Here is a 12,493-nt window from a genome sequence, read left to right on the forward strand (position 1 = left end):
TTATTGCTATTTTACTTTCCAATAACCACCATTATCAGCGCCAATACGCTCTATCATCCCTTCTTTCTTTAGTTTGGCTAATTGTTTCTTTATTCCATCTTCGGTAATGCCGATAATTTTAGCCAACTCCTTTCTGCCCGTTTGTGGATGAATTCTAAGAATGTTGAGAATCTGTTCCTGGGTACTTTTCTGGGTACTTCTTTCCACTTTCTGGGTACTTCTTTCTTCTTTCTGGGTACTTATCAGGGTACTATAGTCTGCTTTCTGGGTACTTTTCTGATCTTCTTTTCTCCAAACTGTTACCTTAAATTCTTTACCATTGGCGTCATTATTTATCTCGATTCTTGGATATTCTGCTAATATTCGCACGATGCCTGAACCGATGCCTCTATAATGCAAGGCATTGGTGGCAAATGTTGCCAAATATGGATTACGTTGATAGGTTTTTCCATTACGAATATCCTGCTCGGTCAGACCTCCTGCCAATGCACCAGGGCTGATAATCTCAACTCTGTTGTCAAAGATAAATATTCTTATTGGTGCAGAACGGAGTAGGTCTCTATGTACCAACGCATTCTGTAATACTTCCTCCAGTACTTCCTCTGAGATTTCCAATTTACCGAGCGAGTTGAACGAAGCTCCCTTTTCTTGTATGTTATGTAAATTTGATTTCAAGAAAGCCATGCTTTTTTCATATATCTGTGGCATATTACCGACAATCTCCTTTGTGTCACGATATTGAGTACCGGCAAGTTCGTTTCCAAAGAATGATACGGCTTTCACCATAAATGTAGGACAGTAGTATTCCGGATGTTTACCGAAAAAGAGATAGCCTGCGAGCGTTGGGATTCCATTGTGATTGAGCACGTGAATGTTCTTTAACATCTGCTCTGCATTGTCAGATAGTTTATCAAGATTCAGGGCATAAACTTTCTTCAGATAATCATTAAGTGCATAGCGGTCGAGGTCATCGAAGTTTGTTTCCTGAACCCCTGCTGCATCAGCCTGATAGCTACCTGAGTCTTGAAATAGAGACAATATTTCAGAGTTCTCTGTTATGCGTCTTTTGTCTGCCCCTTGTTTTACCCATATTTCACCATTCAGATTTTTATAGGGCTTGTTCTTTCCTTGTGCTACACTGCATACCAGAAAATGCTTGCCATCGGCTCGTATCACATCGGTGGTGATATAGATGGTAGGGCGTACTTGTTCGTTGGCAGCATTGCCTAGTTCTCGGCTGATGGTTTGTATTTCATCGTAAGACAAGCCTACCAGTTCGCCTGTCTTATCTTTAATGCCAAAGAATATCTGTCCGCCAAGGGTGTTGGCAAATGCAATCATCTCCTTGGCGATTTCTTTCTGCCCTGTAAACTGCTCTTTAAACTGGATTGTGGTGGTCTCACCACAACGGGCAATATCTTTTAATTCTTCTTGTGTCATTATTTTTTAATTATGGGTGTTTTTATAACGTATACCTTTGTATATTCTTTTTAGTTCCTCCAAACTCATGCAGTTTCCTTTGCCTCCCTGCCCATGATGAATCATCCTATGGCAGTTGGCACAAAGTGGTACAAGGTCGGTTTGAGAGTTCACTGGATGTTCTCCTTCTGTTTGTGAGAATGGTTTGAGGTGGTGAATCTCAATATATTCGTCATCTATGTCATATGCCTTGGCAAAATCAAAACCACAACACTCGCAGAAGATGTGACCACTATGTAAAGCCTTGTAATAGTTGATGCAGGCTTGTCGGAGAATCTTGTTTCTCTTTCTGATTTCTGCAGGTTGTGCTTCGCCAGCTTCACCTTCCAAGTATATGGTATTTTCTACCGTTGGCTTGGGTGTAACAGGCGGTTCTGCAGTCTTCGTTCCAGAAGAATGATTGGTATCATCATATTCACCATATACCGGCATCGGCACAGCATTTGCATTCAGGGCTTTCAAGAATAGCCGGTACCATTTCAGAACCTCTGTGTATCGTGGTTCCACACTCATGTCGAGATTCTTCAAGATAGGGTGCGTCTTGATCTTTCTGCGAAATTCTTCTACGTCATCTATTTCTGTAATATCATAGATAGACTCGTATTTGGTGCCAAAGTAGTCATTGAGCGTATTGGGAATAATACGCTCTGCCGTTTCAACGGTCAGACTTACTTCTTTGGCATCACCATCAAAGCGTTCCGATAGATAACTTCGGAATACTCTGCCAAGTTGCTCGTATGTGAAATCACTTTTATGCATATTCTAATCTTCCTGTTCGTAATAATACGAGTAGTCGATACCTTTCATAAAGGTTTCTCTATCATTTATCTTGTCTGTCAATGCTGCTTTCAGCAACTGTTTTATAGGAGTGCTTTCAGCTACGCTGGCGGTCATTGCCGCCAAATAGTCTTTTTTGTTCACCATGCTCCAGTCGATACATTTCTTGAGATGTTTCTTCAGCATGAGGTCGAGCCATATACGTGTGCTTCTGCCATTGCCCTCACGGAAAGGATGTGCCACATTCATTTCAACATATTTGTCGGCTATCTGCTCAAACGTTTCTTCGGGCATCAGTTCTATCTGTCGGAGCGTAGCTGGCAAATAGGCAGCCATAGCAAACTGAAATCCACCCTTGGCTATATTCACCGTGCGGATATGTCCAGCGAAGTCGTACAAACCGCCAAATAGGTAAGCGTGAATCTGTTGCAGTCCCTTTACTGTTCCCACCTCAATGCTCTCTATCATACTGCTCTCGAACAAGGCATATGCCTTCGATTTGCTTTTGCCGTCGATGCTCTCTTCACTATTCGTGAGCCATGCCACAAAGCGAGAAGCCTTGGTGTTAGGAAAACAGGATGCCAGTTGCAGAATGCCTTCTGTGTCGAGAACATCAGTTTTATAACGTTTACCATCTTGTGCCAGAAGTTTCAGTTGGTTAGTGGCACTAACCAACTCGTTTCCTTCCTTCTTCAGTTTTGTTTTCAGATACTTCCAATAGTTGCGGTTCTTGGTATAATCGTCTTGGTTGTTGAGCACACCAACGACATCCAAAACGGAAAACCACCATTTGGATAGTGTCTCGTCCCAAACGGCACGCACTTCGCGGTCGTTGAAGAAACGGATGGATACCTTCTGTATATTGTTATTGCTCATTGTTTTCTGTTTTGATTACTTCTTTATCGGCCATACACCCAGTACCACTTTCAGTACCACCTAACTGGTACTGGAGTTTATCTCAGGTGGTACTGGAGTTTCACTTATGTGGTACTGGAGTGTTACTTATGTGGTACTGGCAAAAACATTATATGCATAAATCAGGCATTCCAATTGATGTGCTCCTCGTAGTTATCGAACTTCATTTTGGAGTCTGGTCCTACCTTTTTGAGCATTTGGCGTATCACTTCTTGTTCCTCAGGAGAGATTAGAATGTCACCACGTCTGCGCTTGAAATATTGGTTGCGTCCGAAGTGGAGAATGAGGGTAGTCATGAACTGGTCATACTGCTGTGGGAACATCCGCTTTTGGAAGTTGGTGAATCCTCTAGCGAATATCACTGGCTTTTTGTCGCGATAGTATGTACACGATTCGTCCTTGCTGCATCTGGTTGGATTGATCAGACGCAGATACTCTTCATTCTGCTCCATCATCATGGTGTAAGCAATATGATGCAAGCAGGTTGCTGCCATTGGGCAGCTACTATGCTCACATACTGGATAGTCATTTGGTAGTGATGTATATTCTTTCTTTTGCATAATCTACTTTGTTTTGACAACGTTGTTCTTTTAGATTTGTTCGGGATGCCTTCGGGATTCGTTCGGGATGAATGCGATTATTCCATTGGCTTGATCATCTTCTCGATAAATTCAATCTCATCTTCATCAAGTTTATACTTACGATAGAGTTGTTTATCTATGTCTGCAATGCTTTGAGTCCAGTCGATGTCTGAGATGGCAGTGAAATTTTGAAGAGGTACATTAGCCCAAGTATCACGTGGATTATGTTGCGTTGCTTTGAGTGTACCCAATAAACATCTGGCAAATTTTGTCTTGACGTAGTTCAAACATGCGGATGCCTCCTGGGCATCGGCAAACTTGCCGATGCTTAGGAAGGTATCCGTATGTCCGATTACCGGCACGCCGATTACCGGCGTGCTGAGCACTTCGCCTATAGCACCAGTACCATTTGCTTCAGGAACGAGAACATTATAATAATTAAGATATTCACATGGCTGAAGATATGATGCATTTACCCATTTTGTTTCTCGAGAGCCCTTTATTCTTCCGATAATTTGAACACCTTCACCTTTGCACTCTTTTTCTGTGTTGACAAATATCTCTGATAAGTTTTCAAAAGCATTTGACGTTATCTTTGAAGCTGTTCCTTTTCCTTGTACTTCATATATTCTTGGAAACTCACTTAAAGCTTTCTCTGAGAAGCGGTAAATGCCTTGGGAGGAAACTAAACTGGCAAATTGCCCAAACTGGAATGAAGGGTTTGCAAATACTTTTGCCATTATGGATTTTAATTCTGGATAATCTGAAAAGAACCCAATTGCTCCAAATTCTTTATTTGCGTTTCTTAGTCCAATAGCTACTCCTCCCTTAATGTCTACAGTTGGGAATACGTCACTTGATTTTTGGAAGTAATCAACCACTTTGAAATGAGTATCAGATAACATCTTCTCCATCCATTCCATAGGTGTTTGTCCAGCCTTAAATAAGAATCTGCCAGGAGTAATAAATGTTACCAATGGTGACAATTCAAAGGCTGTATCGTAAAACAAATTGTAAATAGGAGTCTTTCTTGTACTTTCTCCTTCTATCTGATATGGCGGATTTCCCACAATTGCTTTAAACTTCATATTATTTATATCTTCGTTTTCTGATTTTGGAATAGAATTATATACATGCCAGAAGTCCTTGCCACGAACGATGTCGTTTTGGAATAGTTCTGGCTTTGCACGGAGCACGTTGATCATGTCACAGTTCAACGACTCGTGACCATTAAAGAAGTATGTCTTGCCCTCTTTGGTTACATGCTCGTCTGCAGCTTTGAGTACACCAGCAGACACAAGGTCGGTTACAGGTACATCATGCTCATAGCAACGAATGTTCATGCGGATGTCTGTGCGGAAACCTGCCAATGTTCGCTTGGTGATGCTTACAGCCATCTTGGTACGGCAAACCACAAAGATGTTGTCCTGCAACACATCCTTCCATATTTCGAGGTCGTCGCCTGCCTGATGATAATATTGCTCTGCATTCAGGCTCTTGCCACGCTCGCCAGTAAGATGCACTTTGCGATAGTTAGGCTCCTTGGCTCCCTTGAAAAGAGAGTAAGCCATATAGAGAGGGTAGAGACCCGTCTTGGAGTTGATTTCAAGAATGCGGGAATTGTAATCGGTGAACACGTCCTTTGTCACATCGCCACGATCGACGAAGCGAGCTGCATTCACATTCTCGCCATATTGGTTCTCCTCGGTATAAGGCGCAACAAAATCCTCATCCCAGAAGCACCAGCCACCCACAGTATCGCTCATGTGCATGTTGACCACACGCCATGGAGTAAGCACGGTCTCCTTGTCAGGATTGTGGAAGTAAGAGAAGATGGTGGCAATCTTTGCAATACGGTCCTCGGTATTGAGATTGTCAGCCTCCTTCACCATCTGGCGTATGCGCTTGGCTGCACCTGTAAAGATGCTACGATCGAAACAGTCTTTCAAGGTGTTGAACGTCTGCTTGGTAAAGCCCTTAGGCATAAACTCTTCCCATGAAGCCTGGTCAACGATTTCTTCGCTGGCAAAGTTGTCGATAGTAATCTCTTCGCCAACCTCATCGTTGATTTCTGCTCCATAAACCAACAAAGGAATACGGATAGCCACACCACGGAGCACAGACATACGAGCACGCTTTTCCTTGTTCTCTTCGTCACGTTTTTTCTTAGCCTCGTCAGTCTTATCATCCTTATCTTTGTTCTCCCATTTCTTCCAAAGCACAGGATTGGAGAACAAACACCATTCGCCTTCGAGCAGTTGGCTATGGCTAATGTATAGATAAGGAAACAGTTCGGAAGGAGCACACATCACATCGTCCCATCCATCATCGTGGGTAGTAGGCTTGCCGTTTTCATCAAATTCGGCAGCCATAGAAGGGCGAGCAGGAAGAGCTTCGCTTGCAGAAAGATAGTAGATATATTTGGTATGGTCGGCATCAGAATTGCTTAAACCATTATTGTTGACATTGATTTTCTCTGGTTTCCAGGCATTTGGCATAGAACCAAGAAGGTCGTGTACATCGCCAAGAGCCTTTTCCTGCTCAGGACTGAGATTCATCAGCTGGTCAGGATTATAAAGCGAGTTGTCGGCATAGCCACTACGCACGGCACGCTCAATATATACATTAGAGAGTTTCTCGAATATCTGATTAGCAGAGAAGTGCTTGCCCATTTCGCCTTCGTCCATAGAGAGGACAGGACAGAGTTTGATGAAGGCAGCAAGATGCTCTTCCTCCTTCTTTTGGGTAAGCTTCATCTGCTTCTTACCTTTTTCGGTCTGCGCATATACAGCCATCTTTGCAGTTTCAGCTACAGCTGTAAGGGCACGATCCGGTGCAAAGTCAAACACATAGCAGTCTGACTTCTGTCGGCCTTCGAGTACAGCATGAGTCTGCACACGGAAGATGGTCTGCATGTAGTTGGCAGCAGGAGTATTCTCAGAGCCTTTCATGCAGAGCACGGCAGTCCATTCAGGAACACTTACACCCGTGGTAAGCTTACCACAAGAGAGGGTGATGGTATAATCCTTCTTGGTGATGTTTTTCTTGGCATTGCCACGGATATTGTCAAGCACATCAGCCAAAGCACTACCATTCTTATCCTCGATATTGCCGTCGCCAGCGGCATTGATGATATGGAATATTTCGCTAAATACCTCATGTTTACGAAGAAGCTGTTCGAGAGCAGCAGCTTCTTTCACACCAGGCAAGAGCCAGAAGGTGTGGCGGAAGTGCTCACGGAAATTCTCAGTGGAGAAAGGGTAGAGACTTGTGTCGGATTCTTCAACAAGTTTATCGAGGAAGCGATTGATAGCCTTCTCGTGTACGAACTTGTCTATCTCCACCTCACTCAATTTTTCCTGATATTCAGCCTTCTTGATAGCATTAGGCTCATTGTCTATCAACTTCTGAAGCCGAAGCTTGTCTTCCTCAGTATATACTCGAAAGAACTCGTGGAACTTGAAGACCTCATTATTCTCGATGGCTTGGTCGCGTAGCATCTTAGGCAACGTGAAGGTGAGTATCTGCATACGTGGCAGGTCGGCATAAGGATTAGGGTCGCCATAATGATGCTCATCCCAGAACTGCTTGGCACGCTGTTCCATAACGTAGTCCCAAGTATAGATTTCACTCTCCTCATATTTGTCGAGCAAGTTGAAAGGTGTTCCCGAAAGTGAAAGAATTCGGGTATTCTCCTTTTTCAACTTGTTCATTACACGCACACCGGCAGCAGCATCAATGCCTTCGTGTGCCTCGTCAACCATTACGAAGTCCCAATCATACTCCATAATGGCACGTTTCAATGGATCAAAATTGCGCTCCTTACCACCAACAAATTGTGACAGGCGCAGATATTGCATGCTGACAAAGAATACGAGTATCTTTTTGCCAGCATCCACCTCGCGGGTAAGCGTATAGAAATCACCCTGAGAATCGTTGTCATCCATCATTCGGCGACCGTAAGCAGGTTCAAGTCCTTTTGCATGATAGTCAGCAAGGGCTTCCGGGGTACGGAAAATCTTAGCAAAGTCATCATGCCATCCTTTATCTACAACAGGGCGATGGGTGATGATGAGCGTAGAGCGATAGCCACAACGCTTAGCCACTTCAAGACCCGAGAGAGTCTTGCCAAAGCGCATTTTGGCATTCCAGAGATAGTGCTTACCCTTATTAGGGTCTTTGAACTCTTTCTGAAAGTATTCCACGGTGTCATGGATAGCCTTTTCCTGCTCCGGGCGAAACTTGATGGCTCCATGTCCAGCACCCTTGCCTTGCTTTATCTTGCTGATAACATCCTGTATGTCAAAGATGGTACAGGCAAACCAGATGTCCGCATCTTCTGTCTGTCCTGTAGTTGGATCCTTATACTTGCCAAGAGTCTTTGAAGGAATGTCCATGGCACGCAGGGTGCGATAGACATCATCAGCCTTATAGCATTTGGAGTCCTGGTCGTATGTGGTACATTCCACATATTCTATATGGTATGAAACTCCCTGCATGTAAGAACGAGCATCGAGTACAGCACGAACAGCCTTACCCAACTCCTGGCTGCTATGGGAATCGGCTATATCATTATCGACAAAGACCTCACCTATTTTGAGAAGTCCTTGGTGCTTCCTGTCGCCCTGGCTGAGTAGGTACAGGAGGCGTGATTGGGTTATAGTGTATTTCATTTAGTCGTAATATTAAGAATATTAATTAAAATATTATATCTCGTCATCTTCCGTCTCTTTTTGATTGCTACGGAATAATGAACGGAACTCTATCTTTTGCCATGGCTGCGATTTTGGGTCTTCGCCAGGCGATGGTTGCCAGTCTTTTGGCTTTTTCAGATTCCAGTCTCTTATGATGCATTTTACTCCGATGTGGCCATTTGTTGTACCCTTTTGGCATGCTGGACATTGCCTCTTGGTTTTTGTCCCAAAGAAATCTTCATCATATACCTTGTCGCAAGAATCAGGAACAACCATCTTGATACCATCCATCTGCCACAGATTCCATGAAATCCATCTGGCAGCATTAATGATCTTGTTTCTTGTTGGAACTCGGAGGTTTCCATCTGCATCTTTGATGTAATTGCCATCTGCATCCTTTGGATTGAACTTATCCATGAAGTACTCTATATAGGTGTAGAGTAGGGCTTCACGAGCTAAGAGCAGATTGTCGCCCTGCCATTCATAGCCATAAGTATGTTGTAAGGCTTTCTTAGCCATATCGTACCATTCCTTTTCGGTCTCGACATTTTCGTTGATGACACGCATCTTGCGGTCGAGCAATCCAATGCGATGGCTGATAGGGATAGGCTGGCCAGTTGTGGTGTCGTAACGACTAACCAGATAAGGAGCCTCTCCACAGGTTATTTCCATGCAGTTGTCAACAACATACTTCTTCCATGTCTTTTGCTTGTTGCCTTCCGGAAACTGGATTTTTCCTTCTATAGGAATCCATGAGTGTGTGCCGTCCTCGTTTGTGACTTCACGATTGAAGACATCACGGCGACCAAACCAGTCTTCATCAATGAGGTTGTTCTGTGCATTGCATACCCAAGAAGGCGTGAAAACCTCAGCCTTGTCTTTGGTGCGGTCGAGCTGGGCTTGCTTGTCTTTCAGCACACGAGGCATTACGATGCGACGGAACCGTCCGGTAATATGCTGAGGCTTAATCTCATCGTCATATCGGTAACCATTTTCTATGAAATTCCCATGTTCATCAGGAACCGAGTTCTCATAATCAGATGTAGCCCAGAAGATGTTAACCACCTTCTCCTGGTCAGAAGCCTCTGCGCGGGCTCTTGCTGACATTGTGTGATCAATGAGCAGTTTGTCAAGAACTGCAGGGTCGTAGTCCATGATGTCTTGCTCAGAGATGTCAACATCGCTGATATGCTCAAAGATTCTATATGTTGTATTCTTTTCTGCCATTATTCTTTTTCTGTATGCAAAATTATCATTCTATGTTGCAGTCTTTCTGCACTATTGAATATTTTTTCAATAAACTCTCTATTTTCTCAGCAAATTGCCGTCTCAACCACTCAGGTTTGAGTACTTCTACTTGATTTCCGAATGAAAAGATGCGTGCTTCAAGTTCCTTGTTGGGACGAACCATGAGCTTGATGATATGCTGTTCTTCGTCTTCAATCTCCTGTGAAGGATGGATGGGCTTGTTCACCACATAAGGGAAACGGGCTTCGTCAAACTTCAACAGTACTTCTTCTGCCACTGGATGGTCTTCGGGTAATGTTACTCCAACGATGTCCTTGAAATACTCATTGAAGTCTATATCCGTATTGGGAATAAACGGCACATTGGCACGAGAGAACTTCACGATACGGTCGAGCGCTTTGTTGGTGATGTAATTGGCTTTGCCTTCCTTCTTCACGACTCGGCCATTCAAGCAAGCTTGATGGCTCTCGCTGTTCCGTAGGTTGCCGTGACTTCCTTCCTGCAATCCGATGAGGAACCAGCGGTTATTGAATTGCTTGATGTGGTAAGGATGAAGGATGGCAGTTCTTTCATTGCCAGCGAAAGTGCGGTAAAGCAAATTCAAAGGCTGATGATTCAATGCGGACTCTATCAGTTCTCCCAAGAACTCTGTTCCCTTCAGCAGATCATTGTGGTCAAAAGATACGATATTCTCTGTATTGGGCTTGACACCAAAACGGAATTCGAGATTTGAGACAACATCTTCCAACCATGCGTTACTCGGGACACCACGAAAACGACTTAGTATGTCAATAGTGGAGCGAAGAGACTTTATTTCTTCGGCTGTCAACTCATTATTAAAGATGGAGAAGCTTGGGTCAGAATAGCGGTAGTAGCTTTTCCTTCCATCAAAGGGATATGTTTCGATAGGGGCATTGTAAGTGACTCTATCTCTCATGTATTTGATGTCTTCACGTATCTGACGAATGCTGACCTGCGAGCCATAGAGATTCATGAGGGACTCATTGACTGTGTCAAGGAGGTCATCAATGCTATATGTACGATGGAAATCGCTAAAGCATCGGTCAAGTATCCGGTACCGTAGCTGTGCATTCTTGTTTGTTGGCATAGAGTCTTTCCTTAATTTGATTATTTATCTGTTTTTATTGTAACGACATCGTCCAGTCTGACAAGGTCGTTCATGTCGCATTTGAGACAGCGAGCTATCTCAATCAAATTCTCTAAAGTTGGTTGTGATGTATTGGTGACCCATTTTGATATTGTAGCAGGATCTTTACCGAGCATCTCAGCCAGTTGCTTGTTGGTTAGCATGCGTTCTGCAAGCATCACCTTAATCCGATTTAGTGGTTGTTTCTCCATATTTCTTATTTTTATATTATTCAATATGCAAAAATAAGGTTTTTCTTCGAAAAACAGACCTTATTCATAAAAATAGCACTCATAAAGCAAATAAATTGATGCTTTCGTCATGTTATTCAAAAGATATTGTACTTTTGTAGAAGAAAGGCTGCATCTCAGCAATCGGAGTAAGCTCCATTGCATTCAATTTGCACTTTCTTTGCATTTGAAGGGCGTCTTTTTTCTGAGAGTGCAGATAGATTGCATAATGGCTTTCTACTTTTGCATCCAGAATGTAACAGTTAGACCTTTAGGTCTGGAGAATGTGTGTTTCCCCATTAGCTTCAGGAAAGTGCTGATGAAATAAATTTGGATTGAACAATGGAACTCTTTATTATTATATATGTGATAGTGTGGATCTTATTGCTATTATTTCTTTTGTATATGTATTTCACAGAAGAAATAACATTTTGCCGTGACAACTGGAAAATATTGCTTTTATGCATTGCTTTTACACCTATCATAATGTTGGGATTATTTTTATACGTTTGCGTTACTTCCATTATGGATAAAAAAGAAAATGAAGATGCAAAAAATAAAGAGGAGAATGAAAAGATAAATAAAAAACTGGCTGTGGAAAATTTTAAAAAATGTCATGCTTCTTTGGTGGATACTGCTGTAATCGAGCAAATAGGTAGAAGATTGGTGAATATAAAATCTACTACACATAGAACTTTTGCAGATTTACAAATGATAACTGTGAACGGACGCATCCCAACCGACGGCGATAAAATATTATATGTGTTAGACAAGATACAATTACCTGAAGGCCATAGTTTGCAGCTTGAGTATAAAGAAAGAGGAATTGGTGGACGTACTTACATCTATGTCAAGGAACCAAATGGAAACTTAAGCAAGAATTTTTTGGATTTCGTGATTGTTGATGACTCACCATTGGGTGCTTTACAGGTATATTTATTAAGTAAGTTGTGGCACTATCTTCCAATGTATTGGCATGCGTGTTATGACGAGAGATTCTGTGTTTTATCCAAAGATGATCTTTCAAAGATTAAAGTTAGGTCAACGAAAACACGAGGTGAGCGTCCTCTAAAGCCTTCAGATATTTATGAAGAAGGAAATGACCTTCCCGAGGAAGCCTTGGCTTGTGATGTGACTCCTAAAGTTACTCGATATGAGAATAAGTATTATGTCTGTTGCTGTTATTGGTCTAGATTTGCAGGTCTGGTCAGGGAACTTGTTGAAATCAAGATAGAAAACAACAAGGTTACAGAATTTCTGGATGCAAATCGAGAAGTCCTTTATAGATACCATTGTGGTATTATGTATTAATTGGTTTGACATAAGTCGAAATGATTATCCATTTAAGAGACAAGGAATAATTCATAGGTATACTTTGAAATTATGGGAGGTTTTAAACAGGAGCTATCCCTGAAGGTATCA

The 12,493-nt window shown here is 42.5% G+C and carries 9 protein-coding genes; 1 reads left to right on the forward strand and 8 read right to left on the reverse strand.

Features of this window, described 5'->3' with window-relative positions; genetic code table 11:
* Positions 1-6: 6 nt before the first annotated feature.
* The 8 genes from C9991_RS10225 to C9991_RS10260 all read right to left on the reverse strand — a co-directional run bounded on the left by C9991_RS10225 (position 7) and on the right by C9991_RS10260 (position 11,053).
* Entirely contained in the window at positions 7-1,440 is a 1,434-nt protein-coding gene (locus tag C9991_RS10225) for an RNA-binding domain-containing protein (protein WP_106812418.1), read from the reverse strand.
* A gap of 6 nt (positions 1,441-1,446) precedes the next feature.
* Positions 1,447-2,238, reverse strand: coding sequence for an HNH endonuclease (locus C9991_RS16890; RefSeq protein ID WP_198643785.1), 792 nt, complete (start codon positions 2,236-2,238; stop codon positions 1,447-1,449).
* A gap of 3 nt (positions 2,239-2,241) precedes the next feature.
* Positions 2,242-3,132 (reverse strand): protein adenylyltransferase Fic, encoded by an 891-nt coding sequence (gene fic, locus C9991_RS10235; protein WP_106812419.1) that lies wholly within the window; start codon positions 3,130-3,132, stop codon positions 2,242-2,244.
* Between the two features lie 161 nt (positions 3,133-3,293).
* Positions 3,294-3,731, reverse strand: coding sequence for a DUF6078 family protein (locus tag C9991_RS10240; RefSeq protein ID WP_106812420.1), 438 nt, complete (start codon positions 3,729-3,731; stop codon positions 3,294-3,296).
* 77 nt (positions 3,732-3,808) lie between these two features.
* Positions 3,809-8,425: an Eco57I restriction-modification methylase domain-containing protein gene (locus C9991_RS10245; protein WP_106812421.1), complete on the reverse strand. Its 4,617-nt coding sequence runs from the start codon at positions 8,423-8,425 to the stop codon at positions 3,809-3,811.
* 33 nt (positions 8,426-8,458) lie between these two features.
* Positions 8,459-9,673, reverse strand: a complete 1,215-nt coding sequence (locus C9991_RS10250) for a restriction endonuclease subunit M (protein WP_106812422.1) — start codon at positions 9,671-9,673, stop codon at positions 8,459-8,461.
* A gap of 25 nt (positions 9,674-9,698) precedes the next feature.
* Entirely contained in the window at positions 9,699-10,802 is a 1,104-nt protein-coding gene (locus tag C9991_RS10255) for a helix-turn-helix transcriptional regulator (RefSeq protein WP_106812423.1), read from the reverse strand.
* Between the two features lie 20 nt (positions 10,803-10,822).
* Complete coding sequence (locus C9991_RS10260) at positions 10,823-11,053, reverse strand: helix-turn-helix transcriptional regulator (RefSeq protein WP_006846518.1); 231 nt, start codon at positions 11,051-11,053, stop codon at positions 10,823-10,825.
* Between the two features lie 543 nt (positions 11,054-11,596).
* On the opposite strand from C9991_RS10260, the gene C9991_RS10270 reads away from it, so the two are divergent.
* Positions 11,597-12,382 carry a hypothetical protein gene (locus tag C9991_RS10270; RefSeq protein ID WP_106812425.1) on the forward strand — a complete coding sequence of 262 codons (786 nt, stop codon included), beginning with the start codon at positions 11,597-11,599 and terminating at the stop codon, positions 12,380-12,382.
* Positions 12,383-12,493: the final 111 nt, after the last annotated feature.

This window comes from Prevotella merdae, from assembly GCF_900290275.1.
Classification (GTDB): Bacteria; Bacteroidota; Bacteroidia; order Bacteroidales; family Bacteroidaceae; genus Prevotella; species Prevotella merdae.